The organism is Bacillus sp. BSL6 (assembly GCF_052928345.1).
In genome coordinates this window covers 497,417-520,941 of sequence record NZ_JAVGCW010000002.1, presented here as the reverse complement: position 1 = coordinate 520,941, position 23,525 = coordinate 497,417, and the positions used below count along the sequence as shown (strand labels likewise).

Here is a 23,525-nt window from a genome sequence, read left to right as displayed (position 1 = left end):
GGAGAGGCAAAGATGAAAACATTGTTAGAGGTAAAAGATTTACAAGTCTCCTTTGATACACATGCAGGTGAAGTACAAGCTGTACGCGGCGTTACTTTTGATTTGAAAAAAGGGGAAACATTAGCGATTGTAGGAGAATCTGGTTCTGGGAAATCAGTTACTTCTAAAGCGTTAATGGGATTAATTCCGAATCCTCCTGGACGCATTAAAAATGGTGAAATCGTATTTGAAGGTCGTGACTTAACGAAATTAACAGAAAAAGAAATGCAGCAAGTACGTGGTAAAGATATCGCGATGATTTTCCAAGATCCAATGACATCATTAAACCCAACGATGACAATTGGAAATCAAATTATGGAAGGCCTTATTAAACACCAAGGAATGAGTAAAGCAGACGCACGTAAAGTTGCGTTGGAATTAATCGACCTTGTAGGTATTCCAAATCCAGAAGCTCGTTTAAAACAATATCCGCACCAATTCTCTGGTGGTATGAGGCAGCGTGTAGTTATTGCGATGGCATTAGCTTGTAACCCAAAATTATTGATTGCCGATGAGCCGACAACAGCGCTAGACGTTACAATTCAGGCGCAAATTTTAGAGCTTATGAAGGACATTCAACAAAAAACAGAAGCAGCAATCATTTTCATTACGCATGACTTAGGTGTAGTGGCGAACGTTGCGGACCGCGTAGCAGTTATGTACGCTGGTAAAGTTGTTGAAATCGGAACTGTAGATGAAATTTTCTACAATCCAAAACATCCGTATACTTGGGGCTTAATCGCATCTATGCCAAGTTTAGATGGCTCAGAGGAAGAGTTATACGCAATTCCTGGAACGCCTCCAGATTTATTGAAGCCGCCAAAGGGAGATGCTTTTGCACCACGTAACCCGCAGGCACTGAAAATTGATTTTGAAATGGACCCACCTTTATTTAAAGTAAGTGATACACACTATGCGGCAACTTGGTTACTTCATGAGCAAGCTCCAGAAGTAAGACCGCCGGCAGTCGTTGAAAAACGCATTCTTCAAATGAAAGCAGGTGAACAACATGACTAAACAACGTGAGAAATTAATTGAAGTAAAAAATGTAAAGCAGCACTTCGACGTGAGTGGTGGTGTTGTCAAAGCGGTTAATGATATTTCATTTGATATTTACCGCGGAGAAACATTTGGTCTTGTAGGAGAATCAGGTTGTGGTAAATCAACAACTGGAAGAACGATTATTCGTTTATATGATGCAACTGCTGGTGAAGTATTGTTCGACGGTGAAAATGTACATGGCAAAAAATCACGCGCAGAATTGAAGAAATTCAACCGTAAAATGCAAATGATTTTCCAAGATCCATATGCATCATTAAACCCTCGTATGACAGTAGGGGATATTATTGCAGAAGGTATTGATATTCACGGATTAGCGAAAAACAAAAAAGAGCGTATGGACCGTGTTCATGAATTATTAAACACAGTTGGCTTAAATAAAGAGCACGCAAACCGTTTCCCTCATGAATTCTCAGGTGGACAACGTCAACGTATCGGTATCGCTCGTGCACTTGCTGTAGAACCTGAATTTATCATTGCCGATGAGCCAATCTCAGCACTTGACGTATCAATTCAGGCGCAAGTTGTAAACTTACTGAAAAAGTTACAAAAAGAAAAAGGTTTAACATACTTATTCATTGCCCATGATTTATCAATGGTAAAATACATTAGTGACCGCATTGGTGTAATGTACCGTGGTCAAATCGTTGAATTAACAACAAGTGATGAGTTATATGCAAATCCAATTCATCCATATACAAAATCACTATTATCAGCAATTCCACTTCCAGATCCAGATTATGAGCGCAATCGTAAACGTATCGTATACGATCCATCTCAGCACAATTATGGTAGTGAAGAACCGACAATGCGTGAAATTCGCCCAGGACATTTCGTATTATGTTCTGAAGCGGAGTATAAGAAATATAAAGAGATTTATCAATAATAAAAAAGGCCATTCTTCTATTATTACTGAAGAATGGCTTTTTTCTACTATATAAAAGAGTTGTCACTATTTCTCGGTAAGTCGATATATTTAAAGAATCGCAAATATAAGTTTCCTATACGAATGACTACACCTTAATGAAACGCGTATTATTGCGCTTGAACAGAAACAATCTCCTCTTGTTCTTCAGGTTTAACAAGTGCATAACGCTCCCACGCTCTACTTTTCCAGCGGAAGAACATAATAATGGCGCGCGTCCATTCATCAATAGCAATTGCTAGCCAAATACCAACGAGTCCCATATCTAAATGGAAGGCGAAAAAATAACCGAGTGGTAAACTCATTAACACCATAGAGAATGCGCCGATTAAAACTGGGTACTTTGCATCACCAGCTGCGCGAAGTGAATTGATGATGACGATGTTCATCGTACGCCCTGTTTCAAGTAGTACACTTAGTAAAAGGACGCTTGCACCTAACGCAATAATGTGCGGATTATCTGTAAATAGTCCCATTAATTGTGTGCGGAATGTAATAACGAGAGCAACCATACATAAAGTGACACCAATCGCCCACTTTACACTTTTCCATACGCGTTCATACGCTTCATCTTTTTCACCACCGCCAACGAGGCGTCCGATAATAATTGCAGTTCCCATACCGATTGCAATAGCGAATAAATAAGTGAACATAGAAATGTTCGTAGCGTATTGTCTAGCCGCTAACGATTCCGTTCCTAAATATGTTGCATAGTATAAGAAGACAATTTGGCAAGCTTGATACATAACCTGCTCAAATGCAGATGGAATTCCGATTTTTAAAATTTTCCCGATATATTCTTTTGATAAGGTGAAATAATATTGTAATTTTACACGGTACTCCATAACGCGGTACAGTAACAAGAAGAAAACGATAAGCGCGATTAGCCTGCTGACAGCAGAAGAAATGGCAGCCCCTTGTACACCTAGCTCTGGGAAACCAAATTTTCCGAAAATGAGTACGTAGTTTCCGGCGATATGAATAATATTCATTCCAAGAGAAATAAACATCGCTTGCTTTGTGAAGCCATGTACGCGGATAATTGCGGCTAATGAATTAATAATAGCTTGAAGGAAAATAGCTCCTCCGACGATGGATAAATAGCTTTGTGCATACATAAGTACATCGCCTTGTAAGTTCATTGCCATCATCATATGTTTTGAGAATAAAAGAAAACCAGCGCTTATAACGAGTCCGACCACTAAATTTAATGTGACGGCTAAAGCTGATATTTTTGATGCTTCCATAAAACGTTTGGAACCGAGGTATTGAGATACGACGATGGCTGCGCCGTTCCCGATGACTTCTAGTACCAAAATAGCGATATGGAGATATTGATTCGCTGCACCAACCCCAGATACAGCATCGTCTGATAATGCACTTAACATGAAAGTATCAGCGATCCCCATTAACATAAATAGAAAAACTTCTAGAAAAATAGGCCATGTTAATAAGAATAAACTTAATTTCTCTGTAGGCCCGTTTTTTGCCTGAATTGCTGTCATGTCCGTCCCCTCTTTACCGATATCTATTTTTAGCAAAGTGTATCGTAACATACTTTCTTATCCTTTGCACTCATTTTAACCTACATATTTTTATTATGAAGAGAGTGCTATTTTATGATAAAAACAGAAGGATAATTATGCGTAAAGTATTATAAAATATAAAATTTGTTTTTCTCTGATAATTTAGAAAAATATAAAAATGACTATTTTCAACACTTTAGTAAGGATAATCAGCAATATGAAGCGTTTACAAAGGTTTGATTTTTAACAGAAAATTTTAATAAAATAGAAATATAAATATACAAAAAATATATTTGTGTGTATAATATGAATTATTAGAACATATATATATTTCTTTTTGTTTGAAAATGAAAGGGCTAACATTTTTGTGGAGGGTGGAAGTATGAAAAAAAAGATGCCAGTTTTTGTAGTATCAACAGTAGCAATGAGCATGATGTTAGGGGCATGTAGCTACCAAAAAGATGAACCGCAAGCGAACGCAAAAGGGGATAGCGGGAAAAGCGGTGCGAAGCAAGTTATTAATTTAATTGAAACGCAAGAAATTCCAACGATGGATCCAGCGTTATCAGCTGATGCAGTTTCTTCAAGAGTAATGACTAATACGATGGAAGGCTTATACAGTTTAGGAAAAGATGATAAGCTAATTCCTGGTGTAGCGAAGGAATTTAAAAAGTCAGAAGACGGTAAAAAATATACATTTACATTACGTGAAGACGCAAAATGGTCAAATGGTGAGCCTGTGACGGCGAAAGATTTCGTATATGCATGGCAAAGAGCAATTAACCCAGATACAGCTGCGAAATCAGCGTACATTATGTATGATATAAAAAATGCAGAGAAAATTAATAAAAAAGAGATGAGTCCGGATCAATTAGGTGTAAAAGCGATTGATGATCATACATTAGAAGTGGAATTAGACAATTCAATTCCATACCTTGTAGATTTAATGGTATATCCAATCTTCTATCCTGTGAATGAAAAGTTTGTAAAAGAACAAGGTACGAAGTTTGGTTTGGAAGCGAATACAACACTTTATAACGGACCATTTACATTAAGTGATTGGCAACATGAACGTAGCTTTAAAATGACAAAGAGCCCGTCATATTGGGACAATAAAGAAGTGAAGATTGAGGAAGTAAACTTTAATATTGTTAAAGATACGTCTACACCAATTAATTTGTATGAAACAAACGCAGTCGATCGAGCGACGTTATTAGCGGAGTTCATCGATAAATATAAAGGAAAACCAGATTTCCAAACAGTAGAAGATACATCTGTATTCTTCCTTCGTTTAAATCAAAAAGATCCAGCGTTAGCAAATAAAAATATTCGTAAAGCAATTTCACTTGCTTTTGAACGTAAACCGTTCGTTGATACATTATTAAATAACGGTTCTAAGCCAGCAACAGGATTAATTCCTGATAACTTCATTAAAGGACCGGATAAAAAGGACTTCCGTGCTGTAAATGGAGATATTGTAAAACCAAACGTGAAAGAAGCGAAGAAATATTGGGAAACTGGTAAAAAAGAGCTTGGTAAAAATGAAATCGAATTAGAGTTATTAAATGAAGATGTTGAATTATCGAAGAAAACAGGGGAATATTTAAAAGGTGAGTTAGAAAAGAATTTACCAGGTTTAACAGTGAAAATTAAACAACAACCATTCGCACAAAAACTAAAATTAGAAGATGCGGGCGATTTTGTCATGTCATTCTCTGGATGGAGTGCGGACTTCCCAGATCCAATTACATATCTTGATATGTTTGTAACTGACGGATCACAAAATAAAATGAAATATTCTAATCCGAAATATGATGAGATCATCATGAAAGCGAAAAAAGATGGAAGCGATGTAAATGCTCGCTGGAAAAGCTTACTAGAAGCAGAGAAAATGTTACTTGATGACGCTGCGATTGTTCCAGTATATCAACGTGGTAGAGCATACTTGCAAAGAGATTCAATTAAAAATATGTACAACCATAAATATGGCGGCGATTTAAGCTTTAAATGGGCGTCAGTAGAGAAATAAAAAAAGCAGGTGATTGCCTGCTTTTTTTAATACGTACGTTTCTTATAAATACCTTTCCCACCGACCTCGTTCCAGCCGGATTGCACATCCAAACTTTTATTAACAAACTTCATCTTTTCTTTTCCGCCAAAGAGTTTTTCACCAATGCTATTTGTAATGACACCAATCAATGCTGTTATTCCGATGATGAGGGTAGCAACAGTGACAAAATCAATAAAAAAAGCAATCATTTGCAAATTCCCCCTTTGCCTGTCTGTATTTTTATTGTATGAGATAAAAGATAAAAAAGAAAGAAATGTCAGAAAAATAATGGGTTTATTTTAGAAATCGTATAGACATGAATGAGAATGTTTGTTAAAATAAGAACAAATGTTCTTTAAGATTCTCACTTATATAGTCTTACATTTCTTAATTGATTTATCAAAAAAAGGTAAGAAAACGTTCTCGTTTTCATAGAAAAGATTATGAGGAAATAACTATAAATCATATGAAAAATCTATGAAAAGCAAGCGTTAAGAGGGTTGAAGATTATTGTTAAAGAACAGCTGAAGTAAGTGTGATTATGTTACATAGCAGTGAAATGCACGGAAGAGTTTTCTCAATTAGAAGGAAATTTACTGTATATTTCTTGCAAAATCTATTGTATAATGATTATAGAAGTTACTTATTAAAAGTAATTGTTGTTTACTAAAAGTTGTTGCTTACATGAAATGCAATTTTTTTACTTTGTTTTAAGACAAGGTATCGCGCAAAATTGCTGAATTTAGAAATTTAAACTGTAATTAGTACAGAATTTGTACTCTTTAAGGAGAGTGAGCTTTGTATGGTAACATTATATAGTTCTCCAAGCTGTACGTCTTGTAGAAAGGCGAAATTATGGCTAGAGGAAAATCATATTCCTTATACAGAACGTAATATTTTCTCAGATCCATTAACGATTGAGGAAATTAAAGAGATTTTACGTATGACAGAAAGCGGAACGGATGAGATTATTTCTACTCGTTCAAAAGTTTTCCAAGAATTAAATGTAAACTTAGAGTCTTTACCACTTCAAGATTTATATAAGATGATTCGTGACTATCCAGGGATTTTACGTCGTCCAATTATGATTGACGAGAAACGCCTTCAAGTAGGTTACAATGAAGACGAAATCCGCCGTTTCTTACCACGTACAGTAAGAACGTTCCAATTGCGTGAAGCACAGCGTCTTGTAAATTAATTATAATAATATGAAAACCTTCTACCTATTATATAGTAGAAGGTTTTTTTTAATGTTTCACATTGCGTAATCGAACTTGTTGTACGATAAAGCCGATGCATAAAATAGTGAAAATGAACAAATAGGGAATGCCTGCAGTGAAACTTGGATTGTTATGAAAAAAGGATGCAAGTCTGTCTTCATGTGTGACCATTTTGCCTGCTGTATAAGCGAGAATTGCTGCCCCGCAATAAATGAGGAATGGAAAGCGTTCCATAAGCATTAAAATGAGTTTGCTGCCCCAAATAATAATCGGGATAGAAATGAGCAAGCCGATTATTACGAGTGAAAATCTTCCGTGAGCTGCCCCTGCAATGGCAATAACGTTGTCAAATCCCATAACAAGGTCCGCGAATACAATTGTACGCACAGCTTGAAATAAAGTTGTTTTTCCTTGAATAGAAGAAAGATCGTTGCTATTATCAGTTAGTAAATTTACTGCAATGAATGTAAGTAAAATGCCCCCGATAAGCTGCAGAAATGGAATGTCGAGCAAATAGACAGCTAGTATAGTAAGGATAATTCTTAGTACGATTGCTAAAAGAGTACCGATCAAAATAGCTTTATTTCGTTTCGATTCAGGTAAATTTCGGCTAGCTAGTGCGATAACAATTGCGTTGTCACCACCTAATACAACATCGATACCGACAATCATTAGTACAGATGTTAAAAACTCTAAGTCCATTCGTCTGCCTCCATTTATGATGTTTTAATAAGCGAACTATATGTATGTGGTGAATCTTCTCTAATAAAAGTTTCACTTTATTACAGTGTACGGGGGAAGGTGGAAATGTATGTCCAAATTTTTTAGGAGTGAGAAATCGCTATAATGATATATTTGTGTAGATGGTCGATTAAAGATAGGCATATAACTATTTTTGTAAAATAAATCGATTTTATTTCCATTCTGGAGAATCTTATCATAAAATGAGAGTACAAGAATCTATTGATTTGTCATATGAGTGGGGAATCCCTTCATAACAATTCTAAGCAGGAAGGGAGAGTTGTATTTTGGATATTGAAAGAATTAATGATCATACGATGAAATTTTTTATTACGTACATTGATATAGAGGACAGAGGCTTTAATCGTGAGGAAATTTGGTATGACCGCGAAAGAAGCGAAGAGCTCTTTTGGGAAATGATGGACGAAGCTCGTGATCATGACGATTTCTTTATTGATGGGCCGTTATGGATTCAAGTGCAAGCAGTCGATAAAGGGATTGAAGTACTTGTAACGAAAGCAGAACTTTCAAAGGATGGACAAAAGCTAGAACTACCAATAGGTGTAGATAAAATTATAGACATTCCTCTAGATGAAGGTATTGAATCATTATTCCAGCAAGAATTAGTGGAAGAGGTAGAGGAACAAGCAGGTACAAACTTTAACGAAGATGGTACGTTTGGCTTTTTAATTAAGTTTAATGATTTTGAAGATGTCATTTCATTAAGTCATCGTCTTATCTTTGAAGATATAAAAGATGAGCTGTATTCATTTGAGGACCGCTATTATGTATATGTGGAATTCGATGAAGTGCTACATGATGAGGAAGAAATTGATCGCATTTTAAGTATTGTTTTAGAATACGGAGAAGAATCAACTTTAACAATTCATCGTGTAAGTGAGTATGGGAAACAAATTGTGAAAGAGCATGCGCTTGAAACAATTCGCAATAATTTTCCTGCTAAAACGTAGGCCGATTTCTGTAGTATGAAATCGGCTTTTTATATGAAGAATAGGAAAGCTTTCTTAGTAAGGAGGTAAGAGATGAAAAATACGTTAAAGTTGATTTTCTTTGTTTTACTATTGTTCGCATTATTTGTTTCATTACGTATGTTTATTGATGTGGCATTTTATTCGGATGTAATTGGGATAAAAGATGTTTCGATTTTAGGTATTATTAGTATTTTATTTACGGTATCTGCATTTTTAATTGGCTGCGTTATTTTCTTAGAGAACCGTCATCCGTCAAAAACACTTACATGGCTCATTGTTTTAGGTATTTTTCCCGTATTTGGATTCTTCGCTTATTTATTATTCGGACAGAACTTTCGAAGGAAGAGAATGTTCCAAAAGAAGGCGTTGCTCGATGAACAAGCGTTTTTACAATATAAGGGACATGAAGATTACGAAGAACGGATTTTGCGCAATCATAAGCATCAAGAGCTGTTATTTCGTTTAGCGGATCGCTTAGGCGCTTTAAATATTTCATTTCAAACTGAAACGAGAACATTAACAAATGGAGATGAAACGTTTCAGGCTATTTTAGATGGATTAAAACGAGCGAAACATCACATTCATATGGAATATTACATTGTGCGTGATGATAAACTTGGAACAGAAATTAAAGATATTTTAATACAAAAATCAAAAGAAGGCGTAGTCGTTCGTTTTTTATATGATGCGGTTGGAAGTTTTAAATTATCAAAATCATATATTGAAGAGTTAAACGGTGCAGGTGTCGAAATGATTCCGTTCTTCCCTGTGCGCTTTCCGATTTTAAACGATAAGATTAATTATCGAAATCACCGAAAAATCGTTATTATTGATGGAAATGAAGGATTTGTAGGTGGATTAAATATTGGTGATGAATATTTAGGAAAGGATAAGTACTTCGGCTTTTGGCGAGACACGCATTTATATTTGCGTGGTGAAGCTGTGCAAAGTTTGCAGCTTATTTTCCTTCAAGATTGGTTTTATATGACTGGTGAGGCTGTGCTAGCCCCTGAATATTTACAAGCGAAAGCAGTTGAGGGGGAGCATTGGGGAGGCGTGCAGCTCGTTGCAGGTGGGCCGGATAATAAATGGGAAACAATTAAACATTTATATTTTGCTATGATTGCTTCTGCGCGGAAATCCATTTGGATTGCAACGCCGTATTTCATTCCGGATGATGATATTTTATCCGCATTAAAGGTAGCTGCGCTTGCTGGTATCGATGTTCGTTTGTTAATGCCGAGTAAGCCTGATAAGCGCACTGTCTTTTACGCATCGAGATCGTATTTCCCAGAGCTTTTAGATGCAGGGGTAAAGATATATGAATACGAGAAAGGTTTTCTCCATAGTAAAGTTGTCATTGTCGATTCTGATTTAGCTTCAATTGGGACAGCGAATATGGATATGAGAAGTTTTCATTTGAACTTTGAAGTAAATGCCTTTTTATATGATACAGATAGCATTCGAAAACTTGTTCAAGATTTTAAAGACGATTTAGAAGAATCAAGTGAAATTCACGTCGATCGTTTTCATAAAAGGCGTCTTCATAGACGAATTGTTGAATCAACGTACCGGTTATTATCGCCTTTATTATAAAAAGAGATGTCCAAAATTGGGACATCTCTTTTTTAAAAGGAATTTGTAATAAATTGTAGAATATAAGGAGCTGAAAGGGTGTGATTCCGATATTTATCGCAAAAAGAGAAAACGGAGAAAAAATTCATCTACTCGATCATCATGATGAAGAGCTTTTACACCATATGCGCAAAAGGGAAAGTTTCTTTTGCATAGCTTGCGGGAAGGAAGTACTAATGAGATTAGGAAAACAAAAAAGGTGGCATTTTGCTCATAAGAAAGTAGATTCATGTTTAGCCTTTTATGAAGCAGAATCTATATATCATATGTACGGTAAAGAATTGTTATATCGGTGGTTCAAACGTCAAAATGTTCATGTAGAGATAGAGCATTATCTACCAGAGATTCAGCAACGACCGGATATTTTTATAGAGAGAGCAGGGAGAAAAATTGCGATTGAATACCAGTGCGCGAATCTTTCTATAGAACAGCTCTGCAAACGAACCTATTCGTATTGGCGAGCTGGTATACGGGTCATTTGGATTATTGGTGGAAATCAATTGAAGAAGCAATCAGCATATTGGATGAAATTCTCCTCACTTATGGCTTTCTCCTTACAATCTTATCCTCAGCCACTTCTTATTTTCTTCTGTTCGAAACAAAAATCATTTATGAAATGCACGTTTATTACATCATTTTCTACAAGCGTTGCTTTTTCACATATTATATATTTACCAATTGAAACGACTACTTTTGAAATGCTCTTTTCTCCTGTTCCTTTCCAAAGGGAAGTATTAAACCGAGAATGGAAGAGGCGAAAGGACTATTTTCGTCAAAACGCTTTGCCCATCTTGAATTATAATGATAAGTCACTATTGCGCCTCTTATACCAATGTAAATGTAACCCAGCAAATTTCCCTTCTGAAATTGGTGTGCCACTCCCGTCCACATTTGCTTTTCGAACAAATCCATTTATATGGCAAGCTTTTATATACATGAAGTGTATAGGTGGGCTTGCGGTAGGGGATTGTATTTCCCTCAAGTATGTGTGTAGTTATATAAAAAAGTATACGAAAAGGTGTATGCTCCCGTACTTTTCACAGCATATATGGAAAGTGGCAGTTACTGAATATATGACATTTTTATGTTATGCAGGTGTCTTGCAGAGAGTAGGGACTTATAAGTACCGGAAAATACGGGGGATATCCATGTTAAAAACAGAGGAGGAAGTTATGAAATATGATGAAAGGAGTTTAGCGTATGCCTTATCTTTATTTGAGGCAAAGTACAACATGAGAGAAGGAAAAGCGGATATAATAAAGACTGATCGTGAAGGAATTACATAAGAAAAATCGAATTGTATGTAAGTAGAGATATTTAAAGGAGGGCTTAAAGCATGTCTGAACAAAACACAGCAAAAACATTACCGGATCGTAACGAAATTGAAGAATCAAATACGTGGCGATTAGAAGATATTTTCCAAACAGATGCAGAATGGGAACAAGAATTCCAAGCTATTAAAGAGCTATTACCGAAGTTAACTGAATTTAAAGGGAAACTTGGTGACTCTGCGAACAATTTACTTGAAGCATTGCAATATGAAGATGAAATTTCAATGCGATTAGGTAAGTTATATACATATGCACATATGCGTTACGATCAAGATACAACAAACTCTGTGTATCAAGCGTTAAATGACCGCGCGACAAATTTATATTCACAAGTATCTAGTAGCACAGCATATATTGTGCCTGAAATTTTATCGATTTCAGAAGATACATTGCAAACATTCTTGAAAGAAAATAGAGACTTAAGTGTATATGAACATGCGTTAGAAGAAATTACGCGTCAACGCCCTCACGTATTATCTGAAGCGGAAGAGGCTTTATTAGCAGAAGCATCTGAAGTAATGAGTGCGTCAAGTAATACATTTGGTATGTTGAATAATGCGGATTTGAAATTCCCATCTATTAAAGGTGAGGATGGAGAAGAAGTAGAGATTACACATGGTCGTTACATTCAGTTTTTAGAAAGTGATGATCGTCGTGTGCGTGAAGATGCATTTAAAGCTGTATATGAAACGTACGGAAAATATAAGAATACATTTGCAAGTACGTTAAGCGGAGCTGTGAAACGTAATAATTTTAATGCGCGCGTTCGTAAATACGACTCTGCACGTCAAGCGGCATTAAGTAATAATAATATTCCTGAAGCAGTGTATGATCAACTTGTTGAATCTGTAAATGATAATTTACACTTGTTACATCGTTACATTGATATTCGTAAGCGTGCACTAGGGCTTGATGAGCTTCATATGTATGATTTATATACACCACTTGTACCAGAAGTGAAAATGAACGTGAAGTATGAAGAAGCGCAAGACATGTTATTAAAGTCTTTACATGTACTTGGTGATGAGTATGTTGATATTTTAAAAGAAGCATATGAAAATCGTTGGGTAGATGTGTATGAGAATAAAGGAAAACGAAGCGGAGCATATTCATCTGGTGCGTATGGAACAAATCCTTATATTTTAATGAACTGGCATGATAATGTAAATAATTTATTTACACTTGCTCATGAATTTGGTCATTCTGTGCATAGTTACTACACAAGAAAAACGCAGCCGCACGTATACGGTGACTATTCAATCTTTGTTGCGGAAGTAGCATCAACTTGTAATGAAGCGTTGCTAAACGATTATTTATTAAAAACGACAGAAGATAAGAAAGAGCGTCTATACTTATTAAATCATTATTTAGAAGGATTCCGTGGTACTGTATTCCGTCAAACGATGTTCGCAGAGTTTGAGCATATTATTCATAAGAAAGTACAAGAGGGACATGCGGTTACGCCAGACATGTTAACGGAGATCTACTATGATTTAAATAAGAAATATTTCGGTGATGCTTTAGTAATTGATGAAGAAATTGGTTTAGAGTGGTCACGTATTCCGCACTTCTACTACAACTATTACGTATACCAATACGCAACAGGATTTAGTGCAGCAACTGCTCTATCTAAACAAATTTTAGAAGAAGGGCAACCAGCAGTAGAACGCTATATTAATGAGTTCTTAAAAGCAGGAAGTTCGGATTATCCAATTGAAGTGCTGAAAAAAGCTGGAGTAGATATGGCATCTCCAGAACCGGTAAAAGAAGCATTGCAAGTATTTGAAGAGAAATTAAATGAATTAGAAGCATTATTATTTGAAGAGAAGTAATAGAAAAGACGAGGGATTTCTCCTCGTCTTTTTGTTTACATGTTATTTTGTCGATATTTGTCGGGAGAATAAATCGAATTGTCTTCTTTTTTCTAAACTAGAAGGCAGTTTTACAGTTCATTAAAACCCTTTAAATCGTTTTTTATGGTTGAAATAAGAGAGAGCGATGACAATGACTCCGAATAAAAGAGGAAAGGCAATCATTTTAGGAAAAGCTTGTAGTAGGGAGAGGATGTACAAGAAAAAAGAAACAATGATAGCTAGAATGATAAGTAAAATATACGTTTTTTTCATACAAAACACCTCCAAAATAGCTTTTTTATAGCTTATTCAAAAATGAAAACGTTTAGAATGTGACAAAAGTGTGAAATTCGACAAAAGGGGTTGTCATCTGACGTCGAATCTTGTAATATAATAAGCGTGAACGAATTCACATACAAACATATACCCCTTTGTTTGAACGTGAAAATTTCTCCCATCCCCTTTAATATTTTTATAAGCCGTAAAGAAAAAGACCTGGTGTTTACACCAGGTCTTTTTCTTTTGCTATCCATTTCCAATAACGCTCACATTTTACGTCAATCATTTGTACTTTTCGTTTCAGTTGTAATTTTTTTAGTTCACGTTCAATTTCTTGCTTCGAGCAGTCATATATAAATGCTACTTCTTTTGAAGAGATAAATTGTGTCGCTTCCAGGAATACTTCTAAAGGTGGTAATGGCTCTGGCTCGATTTCACATTTTACAAGTTCTTTCAATAATTGTACGTAGACGTCGTAGGAATACGTTCCAGCGATTTTAATACCTTCTTCATCTGAATTTGCATGAAAGAATACGAGAGAAGGTATTTCTGTAATATGCATCTCATTTGTGAATTTTAAGTCACATTGGAAAGCCTTTTTTGCACTAGCGGAATATAGGTCTTTTTTAAATTCTTCTACATCAATATTGCTATCTTTTGCGCATGCAAGTAATAATTCGCAGTCAGGATTTGATACATTTTCAAGGAAAATGTATTCTTGGAGTTTTCGCAAAAACTTCGAACCTGCTTTTCGGCCCTGCAACTCCGCTGCTTTAATTGCCATCGAAACTAAATATGGTGTTGACGATGCTTCTTGCATATGTACCTTTCCATCACATGAAAAACCCTGTAAACTTGTTGTCTTTTCCCACACAAATCGAATATTAGCAGGTTTATTCCATTTGTGTGAGGAAGCGTTCGTTCCGTCCACTTTTCCTGTTACGATATGACGAATAGAGAAGTATTTCCCATATTCAAGCCATAGTTTAATAATAAAGGGTTCAATTTCCCAGCAATCTTTACAAAGTGGATCAATAAATAAATATGCTTCTACAGACTTATGCTCACATGCGGAAGGAGATGGCATATTGATATGCTTTGCTTCCTGTTTATCCATTATAGTTCACCTGTTTCGTCTGGAGTATTAACCATATGCTGAGCAGTTAATGCTAAACGTTCAAAAACGAACTCTCTTATATGACCGTGCACTCCTGTGTCATCCATTGCTTGCTCCATGCACGATAGCCAAGCCTCTGCTCGTTTTGGAGTAATCTCAAACGGGAGATGGCGTGCTCTTAACATAGGATGACCATGTTCTTCCGTATACAAATTAGGACCACCTAAATATTGTGTTAAAAATTGCTTCTGCTTCCTAGCTGTTTCTGTTAAATCATCCGGGAAGATGGGAGATAGGTCAGGGTGTTTACTGACATAGGAATAAAATGTGTCTACTAATATTGCAATGCATTGTTCACCGCCAATTGCTTCAAATGGTGTCATCGGTTGCTTGCTCATCCTTTTAAACTCCTTTTTCCATGAAATGTATATCTATTGTAGCAATGGAATGTTAGGGAGGGCAAATAAACAGCCTTCATAACGTTCTTTGCTTATTCTACAGATGTAAAAGAATCTTTTCCTTTTCAAAAAGTGAGATGTATCCACTAGTAGAACGTATTCACTAGTGGAATTTTCACTTTAGCGTGCTTTGTTTTGTTTGGCAAGGAAAAAGCGTTTTACTTTATTATTTGTATGACGGATTGGTATGTCGTGTTGCTTTAATAAATGAATAAATGCAGCTTTGCCTGCTTCTTCATCTTGCACTTCAAATTCAATTTCATAATCATCGTGATTGTAATAGAAACTATGATCAAAGACAAGCGTTCCGCCTTCAAATAGTGTTTCGGCTCTTTCAGTTGTTAAACTACCCATATAAGTTAAAGTAGAAACAGGAATTTGTAATGTGTGTAGTTGATCTACTACAGCGCCTTGAATAATTGTATTTGTTTCCATCATCAATCTTGCTTCATCTGCTGTTATAACTTGATGCGTTTCTAACAAGCCGACTTCTGCAGGTTGTTTCAATGTTAATGTATAAGTTTCTCCTTTATGACGAATACGAAGTGCAGAGCCAGCTTCCTTTAATGAGAAGTTCGGTGTTTCAAAATAGTGATTCACTTGTTTCGTAAATACCTCAATAGAAAATGATTTACATAATGCATGGAATTCTTCTTCTGTAACAATATTTTTAAATTCAATTTCAATTTCTTGTGTCATTGTATGCGCGCTCCTTTTGAAAAATAATTCTTTAAACATTATCGCTTTTTCACAAATTTGGTTCAATGTTTTATTTGTTTGCGTCCATGTTATGATACAATAATACTGTTAAGTAAGACAGGAAGTTGAGATGGAGGAGTTAGAGCATGCAAAATAAAATCCAAGTTAAGAGCGTAGAAAAGAGAGAGAATGCTCTTATTTTTTGTGCGGAAAATAGTGAAATAGAGGTAAAGGGGTTAAGTGCGCGTAATCACGTACTTGTAGACTCAGACAATTTATCATTTTTATATATCTTAGAAAACGAATCATCTTTCATTTATGTAAGTATTCCGCACACATGCTGGGAAGCAATGCATGAAGCGATGAATAACGATGTGGTTATGTTTGTTCGCGTGAATGACATTGAAATGGAATTAGAAGGATTAAAAGAAGAAGTAGAATATTTAGTTGAAAATATTGAAGGTAATGCAAATTACGGAGAAGAACTAGTAACTGCTGTAGAAAAAGTATTTCTATAAGCAAATGGATTGATTTTGGTGGTGGTTGAAATGAATCGAAATTGGGAAGAATTTTTAGCACCTTACCATCAAGCGGTGGCAGAGCTGAAAGTGAAACTAAAAGGAATGCGTACTCAATTTGCAATGTTAACAGAGCATTCTCCAATTGAGTTTGTAACAGGAAGGGTAAAGTCGGTTGCAAGCATTATTGATAAAGCGGAGAAGAGAAATGTACCGTTAGACAGGCTAAGAGAAGATATGCAAGACATCGCAGGCCTTCGAATGATGTGTCAATTTGTTGATGAGATTAAGCCTGTTGTAGAATATCTTAGAAAACGAAATGACTTTGAAATCGTGGAAGAGCGTGATTATGTCACGCAAAAGAAAGATAGTGGTTATCGTTCTTATCACGTTGTTATTAGTTATCCTGTTCAAACAATTCAAGGAGAACAAAAAGTGTTGGTAGAAATCCAAATACGTACGTTAGCAATGAACTTTTGGGCAACAATTGAGCATTCTTTAAATTATAAATATAGTGGACGTTTTCCTGAAGATATTAAAATACGCTTGCAACGTGCAGCGGAAGCAGCATTTTTATTAGATGAAGAAATGTCTTCTATCCGTCTTGAAATTCAAGAAGCGCAGAAAGCTTTTTCAAGAAAGCAAGAAACGAAAGATTCCGAATCATAAACTAAAGGGTGTTGGGCGATGAAATTTACAATTATGTCAAAGGGAGATCAATCATCAGATGCACTGGCAAGCACGATGAAAGAATACTTGCTAGATTTTGGATTTATAATGGATGAACAGGAACCCGATATTGTAATTTCTGTTGGGGGAGATGGAACGCTTTTATATGCGTTTCATCGTTATTATAATCGATTGGATGAAACAGCATTTGTTGGTGTACATACAGGGCATTTAGGTTTCTATGCAGATTGGTTACCGACAGAAGTAGAGAAATTAGTAATTGCAATTGCTAAAACACCATTCCAAGTGGTGGAATATCCGCTTTTAGAAGTGATTATTCGCTATGTGAATGGGAGTAAAGAGTCGCAGTATTTAGCGATGAATGAAGCGACTGTAAAAAGTGCAGAAGGTACATTAGTAACAGAAGTGGAAATACGCGGAGAGTACTTTGAAACGTTCCGCGGGGATGGCCTTTGTATTTCTACTCCTTCGGGAAGTACTGCGTATAATAAGGCGCTTGGCGGAGCAATTATTCACCCTTCTATTGAAGCGATTCAAATTGCGGAAATGGCATCGATTAATAACCGTGTGTTTCGTACGGTAGGTTCGCCGCTCGTATTGCCGAAACATCATACATGCGTGCTGAAGCCGACTGCAGGAATGAACTTACAAATTACGGTGGACCATTTAACGATGGTTCATCAAAATGTGAAATCAATTCAGTATCGCGTGGCAAATGAGAAAGTACGATTCGTTCGTTTCCGTCCATTTCCGTTCTGGAAACGAGTTCGTGACTCGTTTGTTGCAGATAAATAGAAAGGGTTTATATATTTGAACAGATTTACATTGAAATGGGATATAGACTCGGCTGAGGAAGGAACTTTGGTTAGAGAATTTTTAAAAACAAAAGGGATCTCCAAAGCCGCATTAACGGATATAAAGTTTCATGGCGGATCTATAGAAGTAAATGGTCAACATGCGAGCGTTCGTCATCAGTTGCAAGCTGGTGAAGAATTACGTGTCTTTTTTCCAGTAGAGGAAAGAAGTGAAGGGATGATTGCTGAAGATATTCCTTTATGTATCGTATATGAAGATGATGCAGTTCTTGTCATAAACAAAGAGGCAAACATGTCAACGATCCCGTCTAGAGAACATCCGGCAGGAAGTGTTGCGAATGCGCTCTTATCTCATTATGATAAGCGACATCTTGCAAGTACGGTGCACATCGTAACGAGGTTAGATCGTGATACTTCAGGGCTTATGCTTATTGCAAAAAATCGTTTCGTACATCATCTTTTATCGAAACAGCATCAACAAAAAGCTGTGAAAAGAACGTATGAAGCGATTGTTCACGGTGAGATGGTAGAAAGAGAAGGAACGATTGACGCACCGATTGGACGAAAATCGGATAGCATTATTGAGCGAACCGTTTGTGAGGAGGGGCAAAGAGCCGTTACTCATTTTAGAGTGATCGATAGCGTCAATCATAAGACGCACGTATCACTTGAGCTCGATACAGGGAGAACGCATCAAATTCGTGTGCATATGGCGTACATAGGACATCCGCTACTTGGCGATAATTTATATGGTGGAAAAAGAGATGAAATGAAACGACAAGCGCTTCACAGTACATCCTTGACGTTTTATCATCCTATTTTAGAGAAAGAAATGTCTTTCACTACACCGATTCCAAGCGATATGCAAGCGGTATTAAGACATACTTAAAAAGGGAACAAAATTCTTATGTAACGAAGAATTTTGTTCCCTTTTTCTTAGCGGAATAATATTAAAATTTGATTGTCGCCCGTGCGCTTTATAACGAAAAAGCCACTTTCAGATTTTGTAGCAATGCCATCGTTATTTGGACGACAATATCCATGCGTTTCGCAAGTACCGTCATCACGTACTAACATTTGTCCAATTAATCCGACAGGAAGCCACTCGTTACGGTCTTTTCTTGCTATATATTTGCAAGCTGGATCCCATTCTGTATTTAAAAGAGGTTGTATGTCTTGCGATTCCGTACGTACATATTGACGTTTTCCGAAGCTATCTGTTTTATAGCGTTTTTGCCAACTTAAAGCACCGCTATTTCCTATAAGAGCGGGGGTGGCACTAGATATTCCTAAGATGAATGAATCGTTTGAAGTAGCGATTCGAATTTTTTCTTCGCTACTAAATGTAACGAAATAACCTACATCAATAAAAGTATTGTCTACTGTTTCAAACATTTGCGCAAAATCAGTTCCGCTTGCATTGTAAGAAGCGCCCTCAATGTACATTTCTCCATTATGAGCAAGCCACTTTGCACCGATATTATGATCGGTTTCATTTGTACCGTTTGCAATAAACCAAGAATAAGATTCATCTGCTGCGCCGAAGCGCCCCATAATATGGCTACCTGCAAAATGAGCTGTTGATGTATGATTACCTTCCGCATGAGAAGAGAATCCGTTAGCGATAGTCGCGGTTCCTTCTGCATGTGCTGCTTCGCCTAAAGCGATTGTATGTTTACCTTCCGCATGAGAATAGGAGCCACCTGCTGTCGTTTCACTTCCTTCACTATGGGAACTATGTCCAGTTGCTTTCGTTTTTGATCCTTCTGCATGAGAGAAAGAACCTTTTGCATGTGTCAGAAGTCCTTCTGCATGTGAAGCTGTACCCTCTGCATGAGAGTGAAGACCCTCTGCATATGCATACCGCCCATCTTTTTTTACTTTTGTATTTTCAGATGTAGGGGTCTGAATGATAATCGTTTTTTCTGTTTGTATATCACCTGACGGTACTAATGCTTCTTTAATTTTTTTTACTTGATTTATAATAGCAGCTGGAATGTCTGCTTCCGCTTTTTTATTTATTGCTACAGGGCTGTTTTCTTCTGTATTCTTCTCTACTTGCTCAGAAGGCACAATCTGTTCAATATGAGTAGAGAGAGGTTTATTTTTTTGCTGCATCTTTGCTTTTCTATTATCAATTATGCGGCTCATTACAGCATTCTGTAATGAGACATATTTTGGTCTATCTTTGTTTTTTGTGGAAGCCTCTTGTTCTTCCAGTTCTTCTACAGCTGCAGCTCGAATGCTGCACCAGTTGTTAATTCCGTACATGGGCAGATAAAAAGGCGGGCATTTTCTTTTTTGTTTAGAAGATTTTTTCTTCATTCTGTCACCTCCTGCGACAGTATATGCCGTGTCATTAAAAAAAGATGCACTTTATTGCATCTTTTTTTAATGACTTTACCCAATTTTTATCCCACTTTAATGGACGGGCTGCCCATTAAAGTGGGATTGGTGAGGGCTGATTAAAGTTTCACTTTATATGAGAGACGCCTAAAGGATACGGTAATCCTTACATATGAGTTATGAAATTGGGCGGAATTTCTCAGGGACAAAAGGCAGGGAGGAAGGAACGGAAACAATCTCCATTTCAGGATAACGTAGTCCAGTTAGTTTGCCACCAAATACAGCACCAGTGTCAATATTGACTGTATGATTTACAAAGCGAGGTTCTTTTACGGGTGTATGTCCATATACAACCCAAGCTGTTCCTTTATACTCCTTCGCCCAGTCGCGACGGACAGGTGAACCGTCAGCATGTTTTTCTCCAGTGATATCGCCATATAATACAAAGGTTTGTACTTTTTTATCTTGTCTTCCTATGTAATCTTGCCGAATGCCGGCGTGACACACGAGTAACCTTTTCTCATCGAGTACGTGATATAAAGGGGATTGCTCGTAAAGTGTGATGAATTTTTCTTTTATCATGTTTTGTTTATGAGAAGGCAGTGCTTCATATTCAGCAACAGTTGTTTCGAGTCCATGAGCGATTGTTACATTACGCCCAAGGAAAAATCGGTATAGTTTATTACAGTGATTTCCCGGAGCGTAGTAAGCTACTTTTTTATGTATGACAAGTTCCCATACAATTTCAATCATACGTAATGAATGAGGGCCGCGATCTGTAATATCACCAACAAATGCAAGTTTGCGTTGATCAGGGTGAATCGGTAGACCGCTACTCCAGTTATACCCTAGCTTCTCTGTTAAATTTTGAAACTCTTGTAAGCATCCATGTATATCCCCTATAATGTCATATTTCATATTTAAACCTCCATCATATTTTTCATTAGTATATCTAAAAAAGGATAGAGATAAAAATATACCGTTTTTGTGCTTCAGTTAAACATAAAGATTTTCGTTCTTGAGCGGACGTTTAAAACAAATCCAATCGCTATCATGTATGTGAGTAAGGAACTTCCTCCGTAGCTCATAAGGGGTAATGTGATTCCTGTAATAGGTAGTAGTCCGATTGTCATCCCGATATTTTGAAATACTTGAAAAGTAAACATTCCGATTGTACCAGCGCAGATGTAACTACCGAAAGGGTCATTACTTTCTATAGCGATATGAATCATGCGGAAAATAAGTAGGAAAAAAAGTGCAATAATGACGCTTGCGCCTAAAAATCCGAATTGCTCAGCGACATTAGTGAAAATAAAATCTGTATGTGGTTCTGGAAAGTATACTTGTCCATTTTCCCAACCTTTTCCTTGCATTTCTCCTGATCCAGTAGCTAAGAAAGCTTGTCTTAATTGATAGCCTTGCGCATCATATTTGTATGGAGCTAACCAGCCGTAGAAGCGATTTAATTGATATTCTTGTAAAATGTGTGCTTTAAAGAATTTTGTATGAGTAAAAAAAATATACGTTAATGTAACGCCAGCTGCAAAGATACCGGAAGCTAACCCGAAAATAAAACGCCAACGTATACCAGAAACTAATATCATTGCTGCAAGCATAGCTGAAATTACCATTGTGTTTCCTAAATCAGGTTCCTTTGCGATAAGTAGTAGGGGCGGCAAACTTGTTGCGCATATTTTTCCGAGTAATAAAAAATCATCGTGTATTGTTCGGTAAAAATATTTCTCATTGTGATTTGCTATAATTCGTCCGGTGACGATAATTAAAAACAATTTCATAATTTCAGAAGGCTGGAAATTTCCGATGCCTGGGAGCCTGTACCAAGCGGTCGCACCTTTAATTGTAATGGCACCTGGTACTTGAAGTTCTAGCCCAATTAGTAGTACCAATGCAAAGCTATATAAATACCAAGCAATTTTTTGATAACGATCGAAATCGATAATCATAATAACACCAATGGCTATGAATCCAATGAAGTACCACTGGATTTGCTTTAATACAAAATTTACATTTTGCAAAAATGGTGGTAAAGAGGCTTGTGCACTTGCAATTGCAAAGCAACTAACAGTCCCAATGGCAAATAAGATGCATAGTAATACGTAGTCTATTTGATATTGAGAATTTGGATCTTTCAATGTATGTATTCCTTTCTATCGCCTAGTAAATATGTGGATTATGTCATGAAAAAAATAATATACAAGCAGACTATGCATACATTTATTCCACTATTTGCGGGAAGTCATACATCACAAGGAAGGAATTCCCCCTTGTGATGGATTAGATTGCATGGAGTTCTTTTGTAACTATATTCAAACAATGAGAAAGGCGAGTATGTGTATCGGTCGTTGGAATGAGTTCTGGATATAGCTGATAAAATGTTGTAGCGTTTTTATACCATTCGCAAGCTTTTAACAGACTCGTTTTGTAATAGTCAATCTCTTGTAGAAAACCATATTTTTTTGAATGTAAAACGAGATGTGAAAAATCTTCGCAACCTTCAAGGTATTTGTGATGTACTTGCTGTCCCGTATGAAGGCGGAAAGAACTTAAAGGTTCCGTAATATAGATTGCATCACCTTTGGAAAGTAAACTGATCCAAGAAGCCATATCCACACTACAATTATAATTTCTACCATTTAAAGTACCGAAAGGTTCTGTTAATAGGCATTTTCGAAAGAGTACAGTCGTAGGTTCACCAATAATATTTTGCCCTAGTATAAGCATACGGTTTCCAAAATCTTTCCCATTTAGTAGAGTATCTTCATCATATAATCTTTTCATGGAGGGGTGTTGTTCAATTATATCTCCATCATCATTAATCCAAGTACGATAAGATGTAATAAGTGCGAGATTTTGATTTAAGTCTTTTTGGAAATAAAACATCATTTTTTCAATTTTATTATTATAAAATATATCATCATCCATTAAGAAATTTATGTACTCTCCATTTGATTGTTCTAAAAGCATAAGGGCGTTATGAAATTGTCCTAAAGTAGAGGGGTTTCGAATGTACGTTATATGTTTATGCTTATGTAAATAATCTCTGTATATTAATTTTTCTGTTTCATTATTTGTGCTATCGTCTCCTACAATAATTTCAATGTTTGGATAGGTTTGTGCTAATGCGCTTTCTAGAGCGATTTTAAAATAATGAGGCCGATTATAGGTTGGAATAAGGATGGAAACGAGAGGCGGATTTTTTATATTATTCATA

23 protein-coding genes are annotated in these 23,525 nt (G+C 36.3%); 12 read left to right on the top strand and 11 right to left on the bottom strand.

The annotated features are described in order from the left end of the window. Positions 1-12 precede the first annotated feature (12 nt). Both RCJ96_RS08900 and RCJ96_RS08895 read left to right on the top strand, forming a co-directional pair. Positions 13-1,056: an ABC transporter ATP-binding protein gene (locus tag RCJ96_RS08900; RefSeq protein WP_000854348.1), complete on the top strand. Its 1,044-nt coding sequence runs from the start codon at positions 13-15 to the stop codon at positions 1,054-1,056. Beyond that, positions 1,049-1,984, top strand: a complete 936-nt coding sequence (locus RCJ96_RS08895; protein ID WP_000166346.1) for an ABC transporter ATP-binding protein — start codon at positions 1,049-1,051, stop codon at positions 1,982-1,984. Before RCJ96_RS08900 ends, RCJ96_RS08895 begins: the two co-directional genes overlap by 8 nt. Before the next feature lie 149 nt (positions 1,985-2,133). Here the strand turns inward: RCJ96_RS08895 and RCJ96_RS08890 are convergent, their stop codons facing one another. Continuing rightward, entirely contained in the window at positions 2,134-3,579 is a 1,446-nt protein-coding gene (locus tag RCJ96_RS08890) for an MATE family efflux transporter (RefSeq protein WP_074609862.1), read from the bottom strand. A gap of 352 nt (positions 3,580-3,931) precedes the next feature. Here RCJ96_RS08890 and RCJ96_RS08885 point away from each other — a divergent pair, with 352 nt between their 5' ends. After that, positions 3,932-5,578: a peptide ABC transporter substrate-binding protein gene (locus RCJ96_RS08885; protein ID WP_074609860.1), complete on the top strand. Its 1,647-nt coding sequence runs from the start codon at positions 3,932-3,934 to the stop codon at positions 5,576-5,578. A gap of 26 nt (positions 5,579-5,604) precedes the next feature. Here RCJ96_RS08885 and RCJ96_RS08880 read toward each other — a convergent pair whose 3' ends face one another. Next, positions 5,605-5,808, bottom strand: a complete 204-nt coding sequence (locus tag RCJ96_RS08880) for a hypothetical protein (RefSeq protein ID WP_000559980.1) — start codon at positions 5,806-5,808, stop codon at positions 5,605-5,607. Between the two features lie 593 nt (positions 5,809-6,401). Between RCJ96_RS08880 and spx the strand changes: the two genes are divergently transcribed. Then, positions 6,402-6,797, top strand: coding sequence for a transcriptional regulator Spx (gene spx / locus RCJ96_RS08875; protein WP_000258267.1), 396 nt, complete (start codon positions 6,402-6,404; stop codon positions 6,795-6,797). Between the two features lie 49 nt (positions 6,798-6,846). Here the strand turns inward: spx and RCJ96_RS08870 are convergent, their stop codons facing one another. Next, positions 6,847-7,521: a TerC family protein gene (locus tag RCJ96_RS08870; protein ID WP_074609858.1), complete on the bottom strand. Its 675-nt coding sequence runs from the start codon at positions 7,519-7,521 to the stop codon at positions 6,847-6,849. 326 nt (positions 7,522-7,847) lie between these two features. Here RCJ96_RS08870 and mecA point away from each other — a divergent pair, with 326 nt between their 5' ends. From mecA to pepF, 4 genes are all read left to right on the top strand, one after another. Next, complete coding sequence (gene mecA, locus RCJ96_RS08865) at positions 7,848-8,531, top strand: adaptor protein MecA (RefSeq protein ID WP_000350710.1); 684 nt, start codon at positions 7,848-7,850, stop codon at positions 8,529-8,531. A gap of 72 nt (positions 8,532-8,603) precedes the next feature. Then, positions 8,604-10,148, top strand: a complete 1,545-nt coding sequence (locus tag RCJ96_RS08860; protein ID WP_074609857.1) for a cardiolipin synthase — start codon at positions 8,604-8,606, stop codon at positions 10,146-10,148. An 80-nt stretch (positions 10,149-10,228) separates the two neighbouring features. Further along, positions 10,229-11,473 carry a competence protein CoiA gene (locus RCJ96_RS08855; RefSeq protein WP_416504220.1) on the top strand — a complete coding sequence of 415 codons (1,245 nt, stop codon included), beginning with the start codon at positions 10,229-10,231 and terminating at the stop codon, positions 11,471-11,473. A 50-nt stretch (positions 11,474-11,523) separates the two neighbouring features. After that, entirely contained in the window at positions 11,524-13,350 is a 1,827-nt protein-coding gene (pepF, locus tag RCJ96_RS08850; RefSeq protein ID WP_416504219.1) for an oligoendopeptidase F, read from the top strand. Between the two features lie 120 nt (positions 13,351-13,470). On the opposite strand, the gene RCJ96_RS08845 is transcribed toward pepF, so the two are convergent. The 4 genes from RCJ96_RS08845 to RCJ96_RS08830 form a co-directional block, all read right to left on the bottom strand. Continuing rightward, complete coding sequence (locus tag RCJ96_RS08845; RefSeq protein ID WP_000754592.1) at positions 13,471-13,644, bottom strand: hypothetical protein; 174 nt, start codon at positions 13,642-13,644, stop codon at positions 13,471-13,473. A 229-nt stretch (positions 13,645-13,873) separates the two neighbouring features. After that, the gene (locus RCJ96_RS08840) at positions 13,874-14,767 is read right to left on the bottom strand and encodes a ClpXP adapter SpxH family protein (protein ID WP_242303921.1); all 894 of its coding nucleotides are present in this window, start codon (positions 14,765-14,767) and stop codon (positions 13,874-13,876) included. Continuing rightward, the gene (locus RCJ96_RS08835) at positions 14,767-15,165 is read right to left on the bottom strand and encodes a globin domain-containing protein (RefSeq protein ID WP_074609851.1); all 399 of its coding nucleotides are present in this window, start codon (positions 15,163-15,165) and stop codon (positions 14,767-14,769) included. Before RCJ96_RS08835 ends, RCJ96_RS08840 begins: the two co-directional genes overlap by 1 nt. 180 nt (positions 15,166-15,345) lie before the next feature. Further along, complete coding sequence (locus tag RCJ96_RS08830) at positions 15,346-15,924, bottom strand: CYTH domain-containing protein (protein WP_074609849.1); 579 nt, start codon at positions 15,922-15,924, stop codon at positions 15,346-15,348. Between the two features lie 146 nt (positions 15,925-16,070). Between RCJ96_RS08830 and RCJ96_RS08825 the strand changes: the two genes are divergently transcribed. The 4 genes from RCJ96_RS08825 to RCJ96_RS08810 are packed head-to-tail and all read left to right on the top strand — an operon-like array spanning position 16,071 to position 18,836. Then, the gene (locus tag RCJ96_RS08825; RefSeq protein ID WP_001180009.1) at positions 16,071-16,442 is read left to right on the top strand and encodes a UPF0738 family protein; all 372 of its coding nucleotides are present in this window, start codon (positions 16,071-16,073) and stop codon (positions 16,440-16,442) included. Positions 16,443-16,472: 30 nt separating this feature from the next. Then, positions 16,473-17,111: a GTP pyrophosphokinase gene (locus RCJ96_RS08820; RefSeq protein WP_001081482.1), complete on the top strand. Its 639-nt coding sequence runs from the start codon at positions 16,473-16,475 to the stop codon at positions 17,109-17,111. Between the two features lie 18 nt (positions 17,112-17,129). Next, positions 17,130-17,927 carry an NAD kinase gene (locus tag RCJ96_RS08815; RefSeq protein WP_416504218.1) on the top strand — a complete coding sequence of 266 codons (798 nt, stop codon included), beginning with the start codon at positions 17,130-17,132 and terminating at the stop codon, positions 17,925-17,927. A gap of 15 nt (positions 17,928-17,942) precedes the next feature. After that, positions 17,943-18,836: an RluA family pseudouridine synthase gene (locus RCJ96_RS08810; RefSeq protein ID WP_074609845.1), complete on the top strand. Its 894-nt coding sequence runs from the start codon at positions 17,943-17,945 to the stop codon at positions 18,834-18,836. Positions 18,837-18,883: 47 nt separating this feature from the next. Here RCJ96_RS08810 and RCJ96_RS08805 read toward each other — a convergent pair whose 3' ends face one another. From RCJ96_RS08805 to RCJ96_RS08790, 4 genes are all read right to left on the bottom strand, one after another. Further along, complete coding sequence (locus tag RCJ96_RS08805) at positions 18,884-20,272, bottom strand: peptidase G2 autoproteolytic cleavage domain-containing protein (RefSeq protein WP_416504217.1); 1,389 nt, start codon at positions 20,270-20,272, stop codon at positions 18,884-18,886. A 198-nt stretch (positions 20,273-20,470) separates the two neighbouring features. Beyond that, positions 20,471-21,211, bottom strand: a complete 741-nt coding sequence (gene prpE, locus RCJ96_RS08800; RefSeq protein WP_074609842.1) for a bis(5'-nucleosyl)-tetraphosphatase PrpE — start codon at positions 21,209-21,211, stop codon at positions 20,471-20,473. A 74-nt stretch (positions 21,212-21,285) separates the two neighbouring features. Then, complete coding sequence (locus tag RCJ96_RS08795; protein WP_074609840.1) at positions 21,286-22,446, bottom strand: FtsW/RodA/SpoVE family cell cycle protein; 1,161 nt, start codon at positions 22,444-22,446, stop codon at positions 21,286-21,288. 142 nt (positions 22,447-22,588) lie between these two features. Then, positions 22,589-23,524, bottom strand: coding sequence for a glycosyltransferase family 2 protein (locus tag RCJ96_RS08790; protein WP_074609839.1), 936 nt, complete (start codon positions 23,522-23,524; stop codon positions 22,589-22,591). Between the last annotated feature and the right edge of the window lies 1 nt (position 23,525).

What these genes read in the sequence shown, in the direction of transcription:
- RCJ96_RS08900 (WP_000854348.1), top strand. Translation starts at nt 13, where the DNA reads ATGAAAACATTGTTAGAGGTAAAAGATTTACAAGTCTCCTTTGATACA.
- RCJ96_RS08895 (WP_000166346.1), top strand. Translation starts at nt 1,049, where the DNA reads ATGACTAAACAACGTGAGAAATTAATTGAAGTAAAAAATGTAAAGCAG.
- RCJ96_RS08890 (WP_074609862.1), bottom strand. Translation starts at nt 3,579, where the DNA reads ATGTTACGATACACTTTGCTAAAAATAGATATCGGTAAAGAGGGGACG.
- RCJ96_RS08885 (WP_074609860.1), top strand. Translation starts at nt 3,932, where the DNA reads ATGAAAAAAAAGATGCCAGTTTTTGTAGTATCAACAGTAGCAATGAGC.
- RCJ96_RS08880 (WP_000559980.1), bottom strand. Translation starts at nt 5,808, where the DNA reads ATGATTGCTTTTTTTATTGATTTTGTCACTGTTGCTACCCTCATCATC.
- spx (WP_000258267.1), top strand. Translation starts at nt 6,402, where the DNA reads ATGGTAACATTATATAGTTCTCCAAGCTGTACGTCTTGTAGAAAGGCG.
- RCJ96_RS08870 (WP_074609858.1), bottom strand. Translation starts at nt 7,521, where the DNA reads ATGGACTTAGAGTTTTTAACATCTGTACTAATGATTGTCGGTATCGAT.
- RCJ96_RS08860 (WP_074609857.1), top strand. Translation starts at nt 8,604, where the DNA reads ATGAAAAATACGTTAAAGTTGATTTTCTTTGTTTTACTATTGTTCGCA.
- pepF (WP_416504219.1), top strand. Translation starts at nt 11,524, where the DNA reads ATGTCTGAACAAAACACAGCAAAAACATTACCGGATCGTAACGAAATT.
- RCJ96_RS08845 (WP_000754592.1), bottom strand. Translation starts at nt 13,644, where the DNA reads ATGAAAAAAACGTATATTTTACTTATCATTCTAGCTATCATTGTTTCT.
- RCJ96_RS08840 (WP_242303921.1), bottom strand. Translation starts at nt 14,767, where the DNA reads ATGGATAAACAGGAAGCAAAGCATATCAATATGCCATCTCCTTCCGCA.
- RCJ96_RS08835 (WP_074609851.1), bottom strand. Translation starts at nt 15,165, where the DNA reads ATGAGCAAGCAACCGATGACACCATTTGAAGCAATTGGCGGTGAACAA.
- RCJ96_RS08830 (WP_074609849.1), bottom strand. Translation starts at nt 15,924, where the DNA reads ATGACACAAGAAATTGAAATTGAATTTAAAAATATTGTTACAGAAGAA.
- RCJ96_RS08825 (WP_001180009.1), top strand. Translation starts at nt 16,071, where the DNA reads ATGCAAAATAAAATCCAAGTTAAGAGCGTAGAAAAGAGAGAGAATGCT.
- RCJ96_RS08820 (WP_001081482.1), top strand. Translation starts at nt 16,473, where the DNA reads ATGAATCGAAATTGGGAAGAATTTTTAGCACCTTACCATCAAGCGGTG.
- RCJ96_RS08815 (WP_416504218.1), top strand. Translation starts at nt 17,130, where the DNA reads ATGAAATTTACAATTATGTCAAAGGGAGATCAATCATCAGATGCACTG.
- RCJ96_RS08805 (WP_416504217.1), bottom strand. Translation starts at nt 20,272, where the DNA reads ATGAAGAAAAAATCTTCTAAACAAAAAAGAAAATGCCCGCCTTTTTAT.
- prpE (WP_074609842.1), bottom strand. Translation starts at nt 21,211, where the DNA reads ATGAAATATGACATTATAGGGGATATACATGGATGCTTACAAGAGTTT.
- RCJ96_RS08790 (WP_074609839.1), bottom strand. Translation starts at nt 23,524, where the DNA reads ATGAATAATATAAAAAATCCGCCTCTCGTTTCCATCCTTATTCCAACC.